At 40.3% G+C, this 18972-nt stretch carries 19 protein-coding genes; 7 read left to right on the forward strand and 12 right to left on the reverse strand.

Features of this window, described 5'->3' with window-relative positions; genetic code table 11:
* Positions 1-43: 43 nt before the first annotated feature.
* The 4 genes from H5182_RS01870 to H5182_RS01885 are packed head-to-tail and all read right to left on the reverse strand — an operon-like array spanning position 44 to position 4427.
* Entirely contained in the window at positions 44-1060 is a 1017-nt protein-coding gene (locus H5182_RS01870; protein ID WP_182759408.1) for an ABC transporter ATP-binding protein, read from the reverse strand.
* A 14-nt stretch (positions 1061-1074) separates the two neighbouring features.
* Entirely contained in the window at positions 1075-2574 is a 1500-nt protein-coding gene (locus H5182_RS01875) for an iron ABC transporter permease (protein ID WP_182759409.1), read from the reverse strand.
* Positions 2574-3614, reverse strand: coding sequence for an extracellular solute-binding protein (locus tag H5182_RS01880; RefSeq protein WP_145234493.1), 1041 nt, complete (start codon positions 3612-3614; stop codon positions 2574-2576). The genes H5182_RS01875 and H5182_RS01880 overlap by 1 nt, the downstream gene beginning before the upstream one ends.
* Positions 3615-4427 (reverse strand): hypothetical protein, encoded by an 813-nt coding sequence (locus H5182_RS01885; RefSeq protein ID WP_145234491.1) that lies wholly within the window; start codon positions 4425-4427, stop codon positions 3615-3617. It lies immediately after the preceding gene.
* Positions 4428-5250: 823 nt separating this feature from the next.
* Between H5182_RS01885 and H5182_RS01890 the strand changes: the two genes are divergently transcribed.
* Both H5182_RS01890 and ppiC read left to right on the forward strand, forming a co-directional pair.
* Entirely contained in the window at positions 5251-5676 is a 426-nt protein-coding gene (locus H5182_RS01890) for a thiol-disulfide oxidoreductase DCC family protein (RefSeq protein WP_182730795.1), read from the forward strand.
* 53 nt (positions 5677-5729) lie between these two features.
* Positions 5730-6008 (forward strand): peptidylprolyl isomerase PpiC, encoded by a 279-nt coding sequence (gene ppiC / locus H5182_RS01895; RefSeq protein ID WP_182730794.1) that lies wholly within the window; start codon positions 5730-5732, stop codon positions 6006-6008.
* 94 nt (positions 6009-6102) lie between these two features.
* Here the strand turns inward: ppiC and H5182_RS01900 are convergent, their stop codons facing one another.
* Positions 6103-7515, reverse strand: coding sequence for a YfcC family protein (locus tag H5182_RS01900; protein ID WP_182733956.1), 1413 nt, complete (start codon positions 7513-7515; stop codon positions 6103-6105).
* 376 nt (positions 7516-7891) lie between these two features.
* Here H5182_RS01900 and H5182_RS01905 point away from each other — a divergent pair, with 376 nt between their 5' ends.
* Positions 7892-8392: an ATP-binding protein gene (locus H5182_RS01905; protein WP_182759410.1), complete on the forward strand. Its 501-nt coding sequence runs from the start codon at positions 7892-7894 to the stop codon at positions 8390-8392.
* Positions 8393-8439: 47 nt separating this feature from the next.
* Positions 8440-9180, forward strand: a complete 741-nt coding sequence (locus H5182_RS01910; protein WP_182759411.1) for an SIMPL domain-containing protein — start codon at positions 8440-8442, stop codon at positions 9178-9180.
* A gap of 80 nt (positions 9181-9260) precedes the next feature.
* On the opposite strand, the gene H5182_RS01915 is transcribed toward H5182_RS01910, so the two are convergent.
* Both H5182_RS01915 and H5182_RS01920 read right to left on the reverse strand, forming a co-directional pair.
* Positions 9261-9908, reverse strand: a complete 648-nt coding sequence (locus H5182_RS01915) for a DsbA family oxidoreductase (RefSeq protein ID WP_182759412.1) — start codon at positions 9906-9908, stop codon at positions 9261-9263.
* Between the two features lie 126 nt (positions 9909-10034).
* Positions 10035-11255, reverse strand: coding sequence for a Xaa-Pro peptidase family protein (locus H5182_RS01920; protein WP_182759413.1), 1221 nt, complete (start codon positions 11253-11255; stop codon positions 10035-10037).
* A gap of 482 nt (positions 11256-11737) precedes the next feature.
* Between H5182_RS01920 and H5182_RS22240 the strand changes: the two genes are divergently transcribed.
* Positions 11738-11929: a hypothetical protein gene (locus tag H5182_RS22240; protein WP_257326910.1), complete on the forward strand. Its 192-nt coding sequence runs from the start codon at positions 11738-11740 to the stop codon at positions 11927-11929.
* A gap of 39 nt (positions 11930-11968) precedes the next feature.
* Here the strand turns inward: H5182_RS22240 and H5182_RS01930 are convergent, their stop codons facing one another.
* Positions 11969-12820, reverse strand: coding sequence for a GNAT family N-acetyltransferase (locus tag H5182_RS01930; RefSeq protein ID WP_182759414.1), 852 nt, complete (start codon positions 12818-12820; stop codon positions 11969-11971).
* A gap of 665 nt (positions 12821-13485) precedes the next feature.
* Between H5182_RS01930 and H5182_RS01935 the strand changes: the two genes are divergently transcribed.
* Positions 13486-14571 (forward strand): Xaa-Pro peptidase family protein, encoded by a 1086-nt coding sequence (locus tag H5182_RS01935; RefSeq protein WP_182730788.1) that lies wholly within the window; start codon positions 13486-13488, stop codon positions 14569-14571.
* 249 nt (positions 14572-14820) lie between these two features.
* Here the strand turns inward: H5182_RS01935 and H5182_RS01940 are convergent, their stop codons facing one another.
* Positions 14821-15795: a transposase gene (locus H5182_RS01940; protein WP_182759415.1), complete on the reverse strand. Its 975-nt coding sequence runs from the start codon at positions 15793-15795 to the stop codon at positions 14821-14823.
* A 388-nt stretch (positions 15796-16183) separates the two neighbouring features.
* Here H5182_RS01940 and H5182_RS01945 point away from each other — a divergent pair, with 388 nt between their 5' ends.
* Entirely contained in the window at positions 16184-16993 is an 810-nt protein-coding gene (locus tag H5182_RS01945) for a peptidase S8 (protein ID WP_145234434.1), read from the forward strand.
* A gap of 186 nt (positions 16994-17179) precedes the next feature.
* Here the strand turns inward: H5182_RS01945 and H5182_RS01950 are convergent, their stop codons facing one another.
* Genes H5182_RS01950 through H5182_RS01960 form a run of 3 tightly spaced genes read right to left on the reverse strand, consistent with a single transcriptional unit; the run spans position 17180 to position 18903 of the window.
* Positions 17180-17794, reverse strand: coding sequence for a flavin reductase family protein (locus H5182_RS01950; RefSeq protein WP_145234432.1), 615 nt, complete (start codon positions 17792-17794; stop codon positions 17180-17182).
* Between the two features lie 9 nt (positions 17795-17803).
* The gene (locus H5182_RS01955; protein WP_182733969.1) at positions 17804-18538 is read right to left on the reverse strand and encodes an SDR family NAD(P)-dependent oxidoreductase; all 735 of its coding nucleotides are present in this window, start codon (positions 18536-18538) and stop codon (positions 17804-17806) included.
* A complete protein-coding gene (locus H5182_RS01960) occupies positions 18538-18903 on the reverse strand; it encodes a thiol-disulfide oxidoreductase DCC family protein (protein WP_182730785.1) in 366 nt (121 codons plus the stop codon). The genes H5182_RS01955 and H5182_RS01960 overlap by 1 nt, the downstream gene beginning before the upstream one ends.
* Positions 18904-18972: the final 69 nt, after the last annotated feature.

An 18972-nucleotide genomic window follows, 5' to 3' on the forward strand; every position in this document is an offset into this window, starting at 1 on the left:
AGATGGGCTTTTTTAGTGTTGTAACTTAAGCGTTAAAGTGAGTTTAGATTGCTCGTTTATACACCGCGAGTGGATGCGAAGTACTTAACGATACGTGCACGCTATCGCCAGGGTATACCACGACTTCGTGGCTTACGCGGCTAGTAACCACTGTTTTACAGGCAAGCTCTACTGCACATAAACGACTCCCTCCTTCAAAGCGTACCCATACGACCACACCGTTGTTGCCGATCTCACCTTGTACTAGCATTACATCGTCGGGGCGAAGTAGGACATCCACCTCACCTTGTTGGCAATCTACGCCTAGAGCGGGCACATTGCCGATGGCTGTAGTTGCTTGATTATTCTCAAAAAAACCGTTAATGAAACTTGCTTCACCTAAAAAACGTGCAACAAAGCGATTGTTGGGCACACTAAAACAACGCTCAGGAGTATCAAGTTGCTGGATTTTTCCGGCCTTGAGCACACCCACACGATCGCCTATTGATAAAGCTTCTTCTTGATCATGAGTCACCCAAATTGCAGGCACGCCAGCTTTTTTCAGGGCATTTCGGATATCCCAGCGCAGCATATCTTTTAGTGCCGCATCAAGGTTTGAAAGCGGCTCATCAAGTAACACAAAGTCAGGTTGGTGGGCAAGGGTACGTGCTAGTGCAACTCGTTGTTTTTGACCGCCTGAAAGGGTGGCTGGCTTTTTATGACGAAAATCATCAAGACCCAGAAGGGCTATCCAATGATCAGCAACGGCGGTATCTTTTAAACGAAAGCCAATGTTTTGCTCAACGGTTAAATGAGGGAATAACGCAAAGTCTTGAAATACCATACCTACGCTGCGTTTTTCAGGCGGCACAGTCAATTTGGGGGTAGCCTGCCATTTACCTAAGTTAATTTCACCTTCGCTAATAGGGATTAGTCCGGCGAGCGCTTGTAAAATTGTGCTTTTACCACAGCCCGTAGGGCCTACTAGCATGAGAATTTCACTTTCACCAAGCAACAAATTTAGGTCGCTTACTACACGGTTACTGCCATAATCTATAGACAACTGGCTTACAGATAGCATTTGTATTTAAATCCTCAATGTTCGAGTTGGTTACGTTTTTCGCCAGACATCATAATAGCTAAACCGCACGCAGAAATCAGTACTAACAATAACCCAGGAATAGCAGCACGACCAAAATAGCCCGCCTCATAAACACGCCATAAATAAGTCGATAGTGTTTCAAAACCAGTTGGGCCAAGTAATAAGGTTGCTTCTAATTCACGCATGGATTCTAAAAATACTAAAGCGGCACCGGCTATGATCCCACGCATTGTGAGTGGTAAAGTTATGCGGGTAAATGCTTCGCGCGGACTGGCGCCTAAGACCCGCGCAGATTTAACTAAACTTGGATCAAGGTGCTCAGTGCTAGTGCGCACAGAGCCTACCGCTAAGGGTAAAAAACGCAGCATATAGGCAATGATCAACAGCCCTAATGTTTGATATAAAAACGGCAATTGCAAACCACCGTAAACTAGCGCGGTGCCCATTACAATACCTGGAATACCAAAACCAAAGTAAGTAACACGCTCCATGATACGACCCGCTTTACCGCTAAGTGCAGCATGGGCAACAGGGATAGCTACAATCACCGCAACCACTGCAGCAATGGCTGAGGCATACGCTGAATTCCACGCGATGCTAAAATCAAATGAGCTAAAGCCATCACGTGCTAACCACAGCGAAAATATCGCCAGAGGTAAGCCAATGGCTAATAATAAAATAGGCGCAAAAGTGGTAAACATAGCCGCTAGTTGCCACTTACTAGGAAACAAAATTAATGGCCGGCCATGGCGTTCGCTAGCCGTTTTAATTTGTGACTCAATCAACAGTAAAAAGCCCACAATTACCAACAACTGTAACGATAACATTGCCGCACGACTTAACTCAAAAGCATTGTACTCGACATAAATAACCCGGGTAAAGGTATCAAGGCGCATCATTGCAGGTGTGCCAAAGTCAGACAAAGTATACAGTGCGACCAATAACGAACCTGCGGCAATGCCATTTACTACACGGGGTAAAATGACTTTAAATACACTTTCGGTCATCGACATACCTAAGGTGCGGGCCGCATTAACCATGCTTGCATCAAGACTAAGTAAAGATGAGCGGGTAGTCATCATTACAAATGGAAATGTGTAAAGAGTCATGACAATAGCTGCGCCGCTGAGTCCATCCATCGATGGCAGTTCAATACCAAGTAGATTATGTATCTCTCCGCCGGAGCCAAAAGCCGCATAAAGCGTAAATGCACCTATGTAACTGGGAATGGCTAGAGGCGCGGCAAAAAACACCAGCCATAGTTTTTTAAACGGTAAACGCACATAAGCGCTGATAAATGCTAACGGTACCCCGATTAAAATAGAACCAATGACCGTTAATACCATCAAGGACAAAGTATTGCCGAGAATACTTAAATTATGATTATCAAACAAAGAGCTGGCATCAGTGGCCAGCGTTATTAAAATAAAGATAGGAGATAAAACAATAAGCGCTGCAAGCAGCGCCATTGGGTAAGAAGCTGGTAGTCGCATTACAGTACGCCGCTATTTCGCATCAAAGCTATGGTTGGCCGAAGATCAGCTAACTGTGTTAAGTCCACTTTGGGTGGTGAAATATTGGCTAAAGATGGTAACCCTTCAGGTAGAGGGACACCATTTACCAGCGGAATTTCATAGGCTTCACGAGCCAAGTAACCTTGCACTTCGATGCTTAATAAATAGCGCATAAAGTGAGTGGCAAGAGGGTCGTCGTTCAATGCCAAAATACCTGATGCATTGACTAAACAGCCAGCATCTTGTTGGGTAAATGCTAAATCAAGTTTGGCATCTGGTTTGCCTGATTTTAAACGTAAGGTGTAATAGTGATTAGCAAAACCAATATCCACTTCACCACGTTCAACGGCCATTACTACACCCAACTCACCGGCATAGGTTTTAGCACGCTTCTTAATCTTTTTCAGCCATTTCGCTGTTTTATCGTCACCTTCGAGAATACGCATTGCCGTTACAAATGATTGAAACGATGCATACGCAGGTGCCCAGCCAATGCTTAAGTCACTATCAGCAATGTCCATAATACTGGTTGGAATTTGCTCTTTGGTCAAACGCGAAGTGTTATAGGGTATGGTGCGCACACGACCGGTGACAGGGGCCCAATCTTTATAGCGAAACTGTGGTTGCAACTGCGCTGATAGATCACTCGGAATAGGTTGTGCAAGGCCGGCATCTGAAACCAAGCCAATAGCGCCAGAATCAACAGCCCAAAACAAATCGGCTCTACGCACCCCTGCTTTTGCTTCAGCAACAATTGTATTGGCTAAAGCTGCTGTAGGACCACGACGAATGCCTAGTTTAAAGTTGGGGTTTCTGTCTTGAATTGCTTGTAGCACATTTTCATACAAACCACCTTCACCACGACCTAGGTATAAGGTCAGCTCACCTTCAAGTTTAGGTAAGTCATCAACAGAAACTGGGTTTGCTATGTTGGCAGCTAGTGCGCGAGAAAGAGGCAATGGTAATGCACCGATTGCCCCAAACGCAGCTAGGCCTTGTATAAAGGTCCTACGCTTCACTTAAAATACATCCTTACGTGCTTTTTCGGCTTTTTCGAGTAATACCTTGGCGCGGTCTAATTTAGTGTGCATGCTACTTACCACATCGCGTACTTCATCAACACTTTTGTTATCTGAAATTGCTTTTGGCAGTGTCACGTTAAAATCTTTTTCTAATATTTCAACAAGTTTGGCATCTTGTTCGATAAGTGTGCCTTCAACACCTTCAAATAGGTGAAGGTAAGTATCGTGCACAATGCTGGTTGCTTCATCACTTAAACGCTCTGCATATTTGGCAATGACACGATCAAGTTTATGTTTAATTTCATCGATTGTAGCACTTTGAGTCATGCTTGTGGTTGCAGTTGCTTTAACGTTTGCAAGCAAACCTTTTTGTTGAAATTGCGCCGCTAGTTTAACTGCGCCAAGACCTTGCCACAAGGCAGCATTCATCGCTTGTTGTTCTTTACGAGCTTCAGTCGCCGGCTTGTTATTATCAATGGCCATTTTTACGCCATAAATACCTTGCCAGATTGACGCATATACCGGCACAAAATTTGTTTCAATCGCGCTGTGAAACTTCACTGATTCCCAATACTCGATTAGGTCATCGCTTTTTACTGCTTTTACGCCTTTGCTTTCATAGTCGCTTACCATGGTATCGACTTTGCCGATCATCCATTCAACTTCTTCTGAGTAATCTTTGATATTTGCTTGTAAGTGATTTACATGTTCGCCAATAGGGCCATTAGCAAATGCAGGTTGCGCAACAAATGCTGATACTAAAAGAAGGCTCACACCTAAGGTGGTAGCTGATTTAAATACTGCTTTCATAATAGAGGATCCGAAAGGTAATTGTAAATGATAGCCATTATCATATCCATAAAAATGACTAAAAGCAATATACCTAAATTAGCCTTTGAATGCCCATTTTATCTCTGTTTATAAAGCATTTGTTTGTATTAGGGCGGTTGTAATGATTTGTCGATATAAACCTTAACCGCAGGATCGGTTGGTTTATGAGCGAAAGTAACAAAAAAATACATTTTTCTTTGCTTCAATTGAATTTACAGCAGCACAGAGTCTATCGACAGGTTACTTGCTACTAATTCAAATTTATTTTTTGCACTAGGAAACAATAATTACATGCCTAGGCTAGCAAGTCGTCTTTGGCTGATAAAAAGGATTATGATAAAAAGGATTATGATAAAAAGGATTATGATGAAAAGACAAGTACATTTATGAAGTGATAAAATACGCATGCTTTCTTTAATTAAACTTGCCACACTTTTTAAATGCGTTGACAATACAAAGGCAAAATTTACTAGGTAATTGTAGTAAAATAGCAACTCGGATATGGTTTGTGTTTCACAGCTATAATCTAAAGAAGAGTTAACTATTCTGCTTGCTGTGACTTTTAGCTGTTTAGTAATAGTAATAAATGCTATCTATGCATTCTGTGCTACTTATGCAAAATCAAAGCTATCCTCGCAAAAAAGGGGGACGATACTTAATAAGGTCAGTGGTGGAGTATTCGTCGGATTTGGCGTTGGTCTCTTGCAGCGTCAAGTAAATAATTTCATGCCATAACGTAATCTTTATCACATCTACTTGCGCCTGTTTAGATCATTTTACTTATTCAAGATAAGAGCGGTTTATGCCAACATTGAATGCGCAACAATTAATACAACACAATAAAATCATTTTATTCGACGGGCAGTGTAAGCTATGCAGCGCGTGGTGCAATTTTATTATTAAACACGACAAGCAGTTGCATTTTAAACTATGCAGTGTGCAGTCTTTAAAAGGCCAAGCGATACTAAGTTACTTTAACTATGCAACAGATAATTATAAAACTATGATTTATGTTGAAAATAATCAATGTATTACGCAAAGTGATGCATTTATTAATATTGTTACGCAGCTTGGTTGGCCTTGGCAGATAGCTAAAATATTGCGAATAATTCCCAAATGCCTACGTAACTGGGCGTACGATCGCATTGCGTTTAATCGATATCGCTTATTTGGCAAGTACGATTACTGTCGTATACCAAACAGTGACTATGATCAGCATTACTTATAAGGCATTAAATGTTGTGTTAAAATCGCCGCAGTTAAATTGAGTAGAGACAAATAATGGCCAGCACTGCACACGCATTACATATTTTGGTTAAGCATAAAGAACTTGCTGAAGATATCATCAAGCAATTAAAAAAAGGCGCTAAGTTTCAAGTGCTCGCTAAAAAGCATTCAACCTGCCCATCAGGGAAAAAAGGCGGTGATTTAGGCGAGTTTAAACGCGGCCAAATGGTTCCACAGTTTGATAAAGTCGCTTTTAGTGCTGAGATCTTAGAGCCACATTTAGTTAAAACCAAATTTGGCTGGCATGTTATCAAAGTGCTGTATAGAACGTAAGAGTAAATAAAGTTAGCTAGAAAAACGAGTGACTTTGATTTAAAAGTAAAAACCACCTACAAAGGTGGTTTTTACGTTTAAGCATCCAGTAACTTTAGCTGCCAACGGCACTTGGTTGTACATCTAAGCCGTAACCAAACATTACTGCAAGCACTAATACAATTGATGCGGCTAACATTAACTTAAGTAACAATGGTAAACAAAAGCGGAACCAATGGCCATAAGGGACGCCTGCCATCCCTAAAATTCCCATTAAGACTGCATTAGTTGGGATGATCATATTTGAAAAGCCATCGCCAAATTGATATGCAAGTACAGCCACTTGGCGTGGCACGCCGACTAAATCACCCAGCGGGGCCATCAGCGGCATAGTCACATACGCTTGGCCAGAGCCTGATGGAATAAAGGTATTGAGTATTGTTTGAATGACTAACATTCCAATGGCTGAGATCTCGGCGTTCACATACGAAAGTGGTAGCGACATACCATGCACTAAACTATGCAAAATTTGCCCATCTTCCAGTATCAAGGCAATACCACGGGCCACACCAATTAAAATAGCGGTAGTCACGAGGTCTGAGACCCCTTCAATAAAACGGTTGGCAGTTTCATCTGCTGATAAGCGCCCCAGTACAGCAACAATCGCACCCCAGGCAATAAATACACCGCCTAGCTCGTATAAGTACCAACCTTTAGTGGCAATACCCCACACAGCGACAGCAAGAGTGATGATAAAACTGCCTAAAATTAGTTTATGGCGCAGCGCAAGTACAGGATACTGCGGTGTTGCTTTATCGCCTAAAGGGCAAGGTACATCAAGCATCATGGATTTACTTGGATCGTTTGCGACTTTTTTAGTGTATTGCCACACATGGTGAAAGCCAATTAATACAAACGGCACGAATATCGCCAAACGTAACCATAAGCCAGAATACACTGGAATTTCAGCAATTTGCTGAGCAATTAACACCGTAAACGGGTTAAACGCCGATACCCCATAACCAATCCCGTAACCTGCCACAATCATACCGACAGCAGTCATTGCATCAAGGCGCATGGCTTTACATAAAGCGACTAAAATCAGCACAAACGGAATGTATTCTCCCGCAGTACCAATGCTGCTCGATGCTAAGGCAAAGCAAAATACCACCATAAAAATAAGTCGTTGTGGTTGTCTACCATGGCGTTCAAGTAAACGACCAATCAACGCATCAACCGTGCCGGTAGCACGGGCAATGGCAAGTACGCCGCCAACAATCAATACAAAAAAGATCACATCTTGCGCAGCGGCAAAAGCACGCGGAATAGCGGTTAATAAATCCCATGGGGTCAAATAATGACGTTCTGCAACAGTTTGATAGGTGCCGGCGATCACCATTTCTCGGCCAGAATCAGATAATGTAGTATCAAAAAATCCCTGCGGTACTAGCCACGTAGCAACTAACGCAGTGACCATCATACCCAGCAGTAAAATTAAAGTATGCGGCACTTTAAAAGAATTACTCATACGTTCTCCATTTTTATAATTAGTGCAGCGAAAATATAGACGCTACTTTTTGTGAAGAATACCACGACTTGTAAAATCACAATAAAAATAGGCACGCAAGTCTGTAAAGGAATGTAACAGGGAAGAGCCATGCTTATAGTTAGCTGGTTCAAGAAAAAACAGTCATTAGTTTAAAGTGGGTGTCTTTAAATTGGGTTGTGTAATAACACAATATTTACGCAGACACCCAACTTAAAATTAGCTTATTTTCGCAGACACCCATCTTAAAATTAGCTTAACTTTTAAGACTCATGTGATACTTAATACAGTGCTATATCTTTACAGCTTGTTTTAAGTTATTTGCTTAGAAATCAAAATACAACAAGGAGAACGGTTCATGGTGGTAGCGGGATCTTTACTGTTATTCTGTGGCAAAATGGGGGCAGGTAAATCAACCGAAGCTAAAAAAATAGCTCTTGAACGAAATGCCGTGCTTATCAGTGAAGATGACTGGTTGGCTACACTTTACCCTGACCAAATCAAGTCGTTTGAAGATTATATTAACTACTCTGGTTTATTGAGGTCTTTACTCAAAATTCATGTTCAAAATATTCTGCAAGCTGGCGCGACTGTGGTTATGGACTTCTCTGCTAATACAAAAAAACAGCGAGCATGGTTAAAAATTTTAGCTACTGAAATACAAGCTAATATTGAGTTTACTTACTTAAAAGTATCGAATGAGTCATGCCTTCAGCAAATTGCCCGGCGATGCATTGAACAACCAAATAGAGCTGCATTTGACACTGAAGCTGTGTTTAATCACGTTACTCAATATTTCGAAGAGCCAAGCGATAGTGAGTTTTACAATATTAAAGTAATTAATAAAGAAACGCTGTAAGGTTGCCATGCTCTTACGTATTTACTGGTTTTTTTGAAAGGGAAATTATGAATTACGTTAGTCTTTTTGCGTTCTTAGCTTTTGCCTCATTTGTCAATGCAAATACGGCTTTGCCAGATAACCAACATATTGTAGTCACCGGGGAGGCGCAGTTAAAAGTAAAGCCTGATATTGCTGTGATTAACCTCGAGGTGGAAAGTTTACAAGTCTCTAGTTTAGATGCGAAAAAGGATGTTGATAATCGGATCAATAGTTTTTTAGCTGGCCTCTCTAAGTTTAATATTGATGAGAAAAATGTTTCTGCTTCAAGCATTAACACGCAGCCGAGCTATTCGTATACCGAGAGCGATAAACAGCAATTGGAAGGCTATACAGCTAACCGCAGTATTAAAGTAACATTAACGGATATTAAGCGCTTGAATGCACTCCTGGATTTTGCACTGAGCGTAAAAATTGATGCAATTAAAAGTATAGAGCTAAAATCATCAGCAGCGAAGGCTTTAAAAGCACAAGTCAATGCGATGGCTGTGAATGATGCAAAAGAGAAAGCCAGCTCATTAGCCAAGGCATTTGGTACTAAGCTTGGGAGTATTTATAGTATCAACTCGGCTGCCAATAATAGTTTTAATCGGTATGGCGAAAATCAAGCTATTGAACGGATAGAAGTGACTGGTAATCGGACTCAGCAATTTACAAGCCCTGGTAAGTACTTGCAGGAAAATATTGTTTTTTCGGCATCAGTCAGTGCCGTATTTGATTTAGAACTCACTGATTCAACAGCACCCTAAGATTGGCACATAAGGTAAAAAGCCACGTAACTTAGTTGAAGTGACCCCCAATAGTTGTTACATGGCTTTTTATTTTACTGCTATGCTTCTTGCTCGGCGATTTGTTTAAAGGCTTGCACAAATGCGTCGCTTGGCTGGCCGCCAGTGAGGGCGTATTGCTCGTTAATGATAAAAGTTGGCACTGAGGTAATGCCCATCTGTTGAAGCGCACTTTGCTCGCTACGAACCTCTTGGAAATACTCACCAGAGTCTAAAATTTCTTTTGCGCGGGCTCTATCAAGGCCAACGCCTTGCACTACATCAAGCAGCGTATCTTGCTCATTTAAATAAACTAAATCAGTAAAGTGTGCTTTAAAAAATGCCAGTTTTAATTCAGTTTGCTTGCCTTCAGTGGCAGCCCATGTAAGTAAACGATGTAAATCAAAACTATTGATCATGATCCGTTTGCCGTCAAAATTAAAGTCAAAGCCTGCTTGCTCGCCCATCTCTAAAATACGTTTACGGTTTTCGTCACCTTGCTGTTCAGTGAGACCGTATTTTTGCGCTAAATGCTCATTTAAATCTTGGCCTGCAACGGGCATATCAGGATTTAGTTCGAATGGCTTCCAGCTGATCTCAGCTGTAAATTCGTCACTTAATTGCGCAAGGGCTGTTTCAAGGTTTTTATAACCAATAATGCACCATGGGCACATAACGTCTGAAACTATGTCGATTTTAAGCTTTTTCATCAGTGAGCCTATTTTTTACAAAATGTAACAGGGATATGCAGGCGAGGGGGAGTAAATTCAAGGGGGGCTATTCTTAGTTTTTATAAAGCTACATGGCAGGGGGCTTACCGTGCAGCTTTAGTTAAATTAACCTGCTAAACCAAATGGGTCGTCAATACTGTGAGCTGGCTCGGTAAACCACTTAGGGCCGTTGTCGGTCATGTAAAAATGATCCTCTAAGCGAACGCCAAATTCATCGGGTACAACTAGCATAGGTTCGTTACTAAAACACATGCCTGCTGCGAGCGGGGTTTTGTTACCACCAACTAAATAAGGCCATTCATGAATGTCTAAACCAATACCGTGACCGGTGCGATGCGGACAACCAGGGGTTTGATATTCAGGACCTAAATCTTGTGCGGCCAAATAACTGCGTGCTGCAGCATCAACGGCCTCACAAGGTGCACCGATTTTAGCGGCGTTGAAGGCGGCGATTTGCGCGGCTTTTTCGTAATCCCAAAACTGGCGTTGGCGCTCTGTGGCCTCACCAAACACATAGGTGCGGGTAATATCTGATAAATAATCATGTACTTTACAGCCAGTATCAATCAGTACCATATCGCCTTTTTTAAGAATTTGCGGGTCTTTCACGCCATGTGGGAACGAGGTTGCAACGCCAAATAATACGATGCAAAAATAGTTACCTGGAGCACCTACTTTTTGGTGTGCTTGCTTGATAAACGCTTCAACTTCAGTGGTGCTGATTCCTTCGTGTAACATACTTGCAGTTGCTTGGTGAACCGCTAACGTCATATCCATAGCGCTTTGCATCAGTGCCAGCTCGTTGGCTGATTTATGCATTCGACAATGAGCGGTCACAGGTTGTGCATTGACTAGGTTTAAGCCAGTTTGCGCTTTATTTATACCGTCAAAAATAAAGAATTGTGCGCTTTCGTCAATTCCCACAGTACCATTGGCTGCAATGCCCATTTCGGTGATTATATTTACAAATAATGCATAGGGATTTTCGTGCTCTTGCCAGCCACGAATTGGTCCATCAATTACTTTAAAACCATTAAGTGAGCCAATTTCAAAATACGGGGCAATGTATTGTAAGTCGCCCTTGGCAGGTAAGATAGCACCTACCAGTCGCTCGCTTGCATACCAACGCATGCCTGTAAAATAGGCAAGGTTAGTGCCTGCGTTTAGATAAATCGCATCAATGCCATTCGCTTGCATATAGGTTTGTGCATTAGCGATACGTGCTAAGTGTTCATCAGCTTGAATAGCCGTCAAATCGCCTGTCATATCACTTAGGCTGGCTAATGCCTGCTCTTTAGTTTGGGTACCAATACCAAATATTGTCATGGTGCTCTCCTTTATTTGTATTTGGCTATTGTGCTTGCGCCACTGCTGTACTGCAAGCGAGTTGCGTTGAAAAGCGGCTCATACAATTGGATTGTAAATTAATCTGTGGTGGATGGTTTTAACTCTTTGGGCTATTAGCTCTACTCTCACGGAGTTTTTTGTTTACTCTAAATTATTGTATTAAAATAAAAATACAGATTTTATGTTTGGTTTCGCGGCAAATAACGATGAATATGACCTAAAACTAAGCCGTTTGATAATAGGCAATTTTGTACTCGCATTCGAGTGCGTGAAGCTCAAGGATTGGTTATTTTTGAAGCTCATAAAGGCGTAACTGCCATGTAACTGTCTGTTTCGCAGATTGATGAAATGTTCGACCTGCGCGCATCACTAAAAGCCGAACTGCTAAGCCACTCAATTAAAAGTCTAACCGACTAAGGTTTAATTTATGCTGAACTTATTTAATAGGGCTAGAATTTGCCATGGGTTCAGATAAGACCGGTTTAGATGAGGCAGGTTTAGATGACACCCACCTCGCGACTGACGGTTTAAATAGCCGCTTTTATGGCAAACTCTACAGCCGCGCAAGGGCCCAAAAACCCGTTAGTTGTTTAATATATAGTAAAAATTTAGAATGTTATGTTCGTATGTATATTTTATTAGCTGGCGGCTAAACCAATGCACTGCGCGATAAACTCAAAGCTAAATAGTATTTAGCCTATTTCAAAAGATGTTACACCGAATACTTTGTTTAGAGGTAAATGTGGCTTTTCTTTGGTGTACATTCTTGCAGTTTCAAATGATGGCTTCATGTTATGGTGTTCTGCTAAAGCTAGTGCGGCTTGATTAACTTTGGGTATATCAAGGTATATCGTTTCGTCATAACGTGTTGATGTTTTTAATGCTATAAAAAGAGACTCTGCTAATTTAGCTGTATTTGCGTATAGTGGAGCTATTTTAAAGCCTTCGCGACAAGCTCTGATCACGCCATACCCAGCTAACCGACCATTTTCTAAAATACCTAATGCTTTACTGTTAGGTTGATTTATCCAGTTTTGAGTAAAGCCAGATCTATCCGCGGGAAATAATGTTTTGTCATATTCTTTTATATCTGCAAAGGGCAAGGTTGCCAGTTCTATAGTTTCTAAATTCTCAGGAGCATAACCACCACCAGAACCTTCGAATCTAATATTACGGTAAGCCAGTTTAAATCCTGATTTTTTATAGTTATCCTGCTGTTCAATCACTCCATCAAGACCAATATTGCAGTGTTTAAGGTAGGCAAGACCGGCTTGCCAAATCTGCATGCCGTAACCTTTGCCACGATATTCAGGTTTAACAATATAAAAGCCTAAAAATGCAAAACTGCTATCGTATTTTACAACCGAAATTGTAGCGATCGCTTCATCACCAAGGTAGCCGATTAAAAAACCATTGGGGTCAGCTTTATAATAATTATGAGCGTCGTGCAGGCCTGGATTCCAGCCTTCTTTCGCTGCCCAGTCAATGGCAATGCCCACTTCTTTTTCTGTCATTACTTTGATAGTGAAGGCTTGATCTTGCATGTTAACCCCTATTAGTTATTCTATCGACTTGGTTTTTTAATGTAGCAGCTATAAAGTTAAAATGATGATTATAAATAGAACAACTATTTTGTATCAATAAAGTCCTAAATAATTAACTCTTTTTTAGTCTATTTCTCGTTACACATTTGTTACTATTTATTAGTTTCAAGAAATCAAAGCTATTTGTAACTTATGGGTGCTATTTTCAGCCGATATCTGTTGGATTAAGGTGAAACCGATGGTAGTGATGCATAAAGTTTAATGGCTGATGCTTTACTAATTGGCGTCAATCATGAGCATAAAATATTTAGTAAGCTGCTTTGCAATAATAAGTCATATTCTTGTTAAAAAGTGAACCAGCCTTGAAACTGAGTAGGAGCGGATCGGTATTTTTATCAACGCTATTGCGCCAAAAAACGCAAGGATATACTGTATACAAAAAAATAATCATGACTCAAATGTTATTTATTGATTCCGACAACTAAGTAAAGGTGTTAGATATTTATATTTTTGTTGAGGATAGGAGCGCTCAACGGGTACATCTGTAAGTGCTTGCGCTGCATTAGCTTTTCACCGAAGTAGTTTGCGTAAGTGTATTTGTAATTGCTAAACATATATTGTCTAATTGAGCCAAGCGATCCCTTAAAACTAGGATTTATATTTCGATGAACAGTCAGCTTTTTCAGCGCCAACAGACTTTAAAACAACAATTAACAAGCGAAAATTTAACCGCCATTTTACTATTAGGTCATGAGAATATTCGCTATTTAAGTGGTTTTAGTGGTAATGCCGCGTATGCAATAGTGACGCAAACAAGCTGTGTACTAATTACCGATTATCGCTACTTTGAGCGAGCACAAGCAGAGTGCCATGGTTTTGAAGTGATCAGCCGTGACCGTGATAACGAAAGTTTAGGCGATTGTATTAATCGGTTTTTACCAGCTAACAGCCGTTTAGGTTTTGATGCTGCATTTATTAATGTGGCGCTTTGGCAGCAAGTAGCGAATGATTTGAGTGGTCATACATTATTACCAATTCAAGGACTAGTTGAACGTCAGCGCATGGTCAAAACTGAATGGGAAGTAACGCAAATCAAAGCTGCCGCCGCCATTGCTGATGATGCATTGGCACAAACATTACCGTTTTTTAAAGCTGGTGTAAGTGAGCGAGATTTAGCGCTAGAGCTTGAGTTTAGAATGCAAAAATTAGGCTCTGAGGGGATGTCATTTGCGACCATTTTAATGTTTGCTGAACGTACCTCTTTACCACATGGCAGCCCAAGTGACCGCCAGCTCAAAGAGGGGGATTTTATTACTTTGGATTTTGGTGCGGTTGTTAACGGTTACCGCTCAGACATGACTCGCAGTTATGTGTTAGGGAAAGCATCTACAAAACAAACCCAAATATACAATACTGTTGTAACTGCGCAACAAGCGGCAATTGATTTACTTAGTCCCGGTGTTAATTGTGTTGATTTACAAAACGTATCGCAACAAATGTTAGACGCCTCAGGCTTTGGTAAATATGCAGGACAAGGGCTTGGTCATGGGCTCGGATTATTTTTACATGAACAGCCTTTTATAAATATAAACTGTAAACATCAATTAGAAGTTGGCAATGTGATCACCATCGAGCCTGGTATTTATATTCCTGATTTTGGTGGTGTGCGCCTTGAAGAAGATATTTTAATTACACCAACAGGCTATGAAATATTAACTCATGCTCCCAAACCATTCGAATTGGAGCTGTGATATTGTAAATTGTAGATACAACGTAGGTTAGTTTTAATTTAAAAGATAAGTTAAAAGACATCCACTACTTTTAAAAATTAAAATGACACCCAAGTTCAATACAGTTACATGAGTTTTTATGTGTCTAATGATATTAAAAAACTCTTCTCAGAATAGTAAATGTTCATTTTGGGGCGAGTATAGCAAATAACTGGCAGCACAAGCTTCAGCCTTGAGCTGATAAAAAGTAAAGAGTTGTTTTATATGGTATTACGCTAATAGTTTTTCGCAATTTTTGAGGTTACTTCGTCGTTTAAAGTGTTGGTGTTTACAATACCGGTCAATTGCATCTGGTTTACCAACAGCACCATGAAAGACTTTAGTAAACTTACTGGTGATTTTTAGCCAGTTTTCAGGGCATATGTTTAGTTGCTCTAGTAGCGGTGGCAAAGAATGATCTATATAACCTGTTTTATCTGTTCTTATGCAGCGCCCTGTTTTATCAACAAGGTTTAGGTAAGAGTTCAGTTCAAAAGGCAAACCATTTACAGTGTGTTTTGTCGTTAAACCTGCAAAGCGAAATAAGGACCTAGGTTGTTTGGCATTTTGTGCTGCTGCAATACGTTTTTTAATACTTGTATAATTTGAGTTTTCAGGTGATGAAGCGGTTCCAGCACGGATTGGGTTTAGATCGACATAGGCCATACAAGCCACTAGTGCTGACTCATCAAGTAAAGCTTGAGATTTAAAGCGTCCCTCCCAAAATCTACCTTTACAATTATCTTCTTTATTAGCTTTGCGAGCAATGTACTCATTAAGTGATCGCATAAACCAGCTAATGTCCATTAGCCTTGAACGATATTCTCCAATGCTAGACTTTACTAATTGCAGTTCGACAGTAGAGAGCACCTCATTTTTCACAAAGCGTTGAGTTAATAAAGTACCTTTAAATGCTTTGTGCCAGCGTAAAGCAATGGCTTTATCATTTAGGCGGTTAGCTTTATTATTATCTACATGAAGGATGATATGTGTATGATTACTCATCACAGCATAGGCGCATACATCAATACAAAATATTGAAGCGAGCATTATAATTTTATCTTCAACCCATTCTCTGCGGTGCTCATACGATTGGCCCGTATGCTTGTCTATGCCACATAAATAAGCTTTTCTTACGCAACGAGATATACAGTGATAGTAGCGAGTATCACTTAGGCTAATTTGTCTTTTTCGAGCGATTGCCATAAAACCTCCAATGTTGTGTTTCTATAAAAATACTAGTCACTTTATATAGGACTGCAACTTTATGATGGGTTTGAATTGGAATCAGTTGTTGAATTTAGATTTAAATGGGTGTCATGTAAGTTTATATAGGATTGTAACTTTATGATGGGTTTGAATTGGAATAAGTTGCTGAATTTAGATTTAAGTGGGTGTCATGTAAGTTTATGTATTGAATTTAGATTTAAGTGGGTGTCATGTAAGTTTTTGTTGAATTTAGATTTAAATGGGTGTCATGTAAGTTTTTTATCATTATGCGACTTGTAATAAGGTGTAATGTTTTATTTCATGTCGACGTTTACGCTTATAGGGCTGTTAATCCTAGCAGCGTAAACGTCACAGGAACTCGACAATGATTACTTCAAAACTTTTATTTGTGGTTTTACTTGGTACGGCATCGATTGCGCATGCTGGTACGCAGTACACAACACAACCTGCAAGCAATATTACGACAACATCGGCGCAGTTAAATGGTTATTCGGCATCTACTATTGGCTTAAGTGGTGAAATAATTGATTATGGTGAAACCACAAACTATGGCTTTAGTGTTTTAGTCACACCCGCAGGAGTTAATGGCCCTGTGAGTGCGCAAGTAGCTAATTTAGATTGTGGAACGCAGTATCATTTTCGGTTTCATGGTGATCCAAAACCGCCCAGATCAACACTGCAAGGTGAAGATCTCACTTTTACCACGCTACCATGTAACCCCACTATATTAAACAATATCTCCCTAGAAACAGGTGGCCAATATTACGTTGTGGCTGAGAATAATGGGGGGGATACAGTGAATGCAAATCGTCTTGCAATTGGTCCATGGGAGCAATTTAATTTAATAGATATTAATGGCGGTGATTTGCTAAGTGGTGATGAAATACATATCCAAACAACATCAGGATACTATTTTGTGGCAGAGCAAGGTGGTGGGGCTGCACTTAATGCAAACCGAACTGCGGCATCAATATGGGAAACGTTCACTATAGAATTACCAAATAACCCTGGTGCATTAATTCAAAATGGTGACAACATCGCGCTTAAATCGATTAATGGTTATTACGTACAAGCGGTCAATAATGGTGGTTTTGGAACCAATGTTCTGCCTACAGTTATAGGTTGTAATGCAATGTATCCTTGCTCATTAGAAATGTTTAAAATAATATTTTAAGTGTGGGTCGCAATTACCAAAACAGTCTATTGTAAGGTAGTTGCGACTTTCAATATAATACGTTGCACTTGCTGCTGAGGTTTACTCCATAGCGCAGTGTTAACAACCGTATCAAAGTATGATATTTAATTATTCAAAGTATATATGACACTCTTAACAATCATTTTCAAAGCTCAGCTGCTCTATTTAACGAGGTTTTTTAGCATAGGGTAGACGCGTTATAGCGTGTGTTTTGTGATAACTATCTAAGCCGCTAATGGTGACGGTGTTGATTGACTCTAAATCGATAAAACCATCCTCTAAAATTGCTGAGTCTTCAACATGTAAGTCTATAATCTCACCGATTACTAACTCAGTGCCATTTACGGCAAGGTGTTGATGCTCAACAAATTTAACTGCATACTTTAAACGGCTTTGAGCAACAAACGGAGCCGAAAAATTAGCCAGATACTCGGTTGTAAGGCCTGTAGCATCAAATTCAGATTCATTTTTATCGTAACGGGCAGAAGTCTGGTGAGCTTGTTCCACAATCTCGCTATTCACTTGGTTAATAGTGTAAACACCGGTTGCTAAAATATTCTCGAAAGTATGACGAGGTACACTATGTGGGCGCATAATCATACCTACAAGCGGTGGATGCGCGCCAAGGTGAATAACCGAACTTACAATTGCTAAGTTGGTGTTGCCTGCACTATCTTGAGTACCAATTAAGTTGGCACTTTTAAAACCAGATAGTGAGTTTATTAAATGCGTACGGTAGTGTTTATCTAACTGACTAATGGCGTCTGTTGTAAAGTGCATGGTTTATCCTTACCAGTGTATGTGCTCACCTTGCCAATCAATGTAGGCGGGTTGACCTACCTCAGTGAGCTGTTCAGGTTGTTGTAAAAGAGTATAAAGTTGTGATGCTACAAACTCAGGTGTAAAGAGCTTACCTGCGGGTACATTTTTTTGAAACGGCTTAGATAAATTAGTATCTGTTGTGCCCGGATGAAAAAGAATTAAACGTGTTTGTTTTGCGCGTCGTTGCAGTTCAATAGCTGCTGTTTTGAATAACATATTAAGTGCTGCTTTTGAGGCGCGGTAGCTGTACCAGCCGCCTAAGTTATTGTCTGTAATACTACCTACTCGCGCACTTAAGGCCGTTATGGTACAAGGTATTTTGTGGCTAAGTAGCGGCGCGATTGCTTGCAGGCACAAAATAGGAGTCAATGTATTGGTGTTGAGTAAGGTATTGAAATAATGCTCATCGATATCGTCGAGTTTTTTTTCAGGCATAGATTGCGCATAATGTAGCTGGCCGTTAAAAATAACTACCTGAGTTGGGTATATTGCGCGCTCTTTAAGTAAGTTTGTTAATTCACTTAAGCGTGCTTTGGAATAGTCACAAACAAACTGCTCAACAACAATACCGACAGCGGATGTGTCGATAGAGCTGCGACTTACACAAAAAACCATAGCCTGTGGATCGTGTTTGGCAATTTCTTTTAGATACGCATTTGCAATTTCACTACTTGCACCGAAAATAATATAAGCGTTAGTCATTATTTTATCCCACAACTTGATTGACAGAAAATGCGTGTGATCTGTCTGCGGTACTTAGCAAACAGGCGATAACCTAAATCGGCAATAAAGCGTATTATGGGTAATTGTAGCAGCTTTAGCCATGAATGACGGCCAACCGTTTGCCATGCTTCAAATGTGACATCTAATCCGTAAATCATTTCACCGTTATCACGCTGGCCATGCAAAAACGCCATGGCATCGTGGCGTTTTATGTTTATAAAGCGCTGCTCAAAATCATCTTTATTTATATCTTCGAGTATTATTTTGTTGTGTGTGTCAGCACGCTTAAGTGAATCCATTTCTTTAACACAAAGCGGGCAATTACCATCGTAAAAAATAATCATAGTTACTCAAAATTCATCGATTCATTATGTCTTGTTACGAAATAGAATAAGCCTTGGATCTGTTAAATT

Origin of the sequence: Pseudoalteromonas sp. SG44-17, assembly GCF_014164235.1 — a bacterium.
Lineage (GTDB): Bacteria > Pseudomonadota > Gammaproteobacteria > Enterobacterales > Alteromonadaceae > Pseudoalteromonas > Pseudoalteromonas rhizosphaerae.

Bases quoted from the DNA above. Each gene is read 5' to 3' on its own strand.
- H5182_RS01870 (WP_182759408.1), bottom strand. From the start codon at position 1,060: ATGCTATCTGTAAGCCAGTTGTCTATAGATTATGGCAGTAACCGTGTA.
- H5182_RS01875 (WP_182759409.1), bottom strand. From the start codon at position 2,574: ATGCGACTACCAGCTTCTTACCCAATGGCGCTGCTTGCAGCGCTTATT.
- H5182_RS01885 (WP_145234491.1), bottom strand. From the start codon at position 4,427: ATGAAAGCAGTATTTAAATCAGCTACCACCTTAGGTGTGAGCCTTCTT.
- H5182_RS01890 (WP_182730795.1), top strand. From the start codon at position 5,251: ATGCCAACATTGAATGCGCAACAATTAATACAACACAATAAAATCATT.
- ppiC (WP_182730794.1), top strand. From the start codon at position 5,730: ATGGCCAGCACTGCACACGCATTACATATTTTGGTTAAGCATAAAGAA.
- H5182_RS01900 (WP_182733956.1), bottom strand. From the start codon at position 7,515: ATGAGTAATTCTTTTAAAGTGCCGCATACTTTAATTTTACTGCTGGGT.
- H5182_RS01905 (WP_182759410.1), top strand. From the start codon at position 7,892: ATGGTGGTAGCGGGATCTTTACTGTTATTCTGTGGCAAAATGGGGGCA.
- H5182_RS01910 (WP_182759411.1), top strand. From the start codon at position 8,440: ATGAATTACGTTAGTCTTTTTGCGTTCTTAGCTTTTGCCTCATTTGTC.
- H5182_RS01915 (WP_182759412.1), bottom strand. From the start codon at position 9,908: ATGAAAAAGCTTAAAATCGACATAGTTTCAGACGTTATGTGCCCATGG.
- H5182_RS01920 (WP_182759413.1), bottom strand. From the start codon at position 11,255: ATGACAATATTTGGTATTGGTACCCAAACTAAAGAGCAGGCATTAGCC.
- H5182_RS22240 (WP_257326910.1), top strand. From the start codon at position 11,738: ATGGGTTCAGATAAGACCGGTTTAGATGAGGCAGGTTTAGATGACACC.
- H5182_RS01930 (WP_182759414.1), bottom strand. From the start codon at position 12,820: ATGCAAGATCAAGCCTTCACTATCAAAGTAATGACAGAAAAAGAAGTG.
- H5182_RS01935 (WP_182730788.1), top strand. From the start codon at position 13,486: ATGAACAGTCAGCTTTTTCAGCGCCAACAGACTTTAAAACAACAATTA.
- H5182_RS01940 (WP_182759415.1), bottom strand. From the start codon at position 15,795: ATGGCAATCGCTCGAAAAAGACAAATTAGCCTAAGTGATACTCGCTAC.
- H5182_RS01945 (WP_145234434.1), top strand. From the start codon at position 16,184: ATGATTACTTCAAAACTTTTATTTGTGGTTTTACTTGGTACGGCATCG.
- H5182_RS01950 (WP_145234432.1), bottom strand. From the start codon at position 17,794: ATGCACTTTACAACAGACGCCATTAGTCAGTTAGATAAACACTACCGT.
- H5182_RS01955 (WP_182733969.1), bottom strand. From the start codon at position 18,538: ATGACTAACGCTTATATTATTTTCGGTGCAAGTAGTGAAATTGCAAAT.
- H5182_RS01960 (WP_182730785.1), bottom strand. From the start codon at position 18,903: ATGATTATTTTTTACGATGGTAATTGCCCGCTTTGTGTTAAAGAAATG.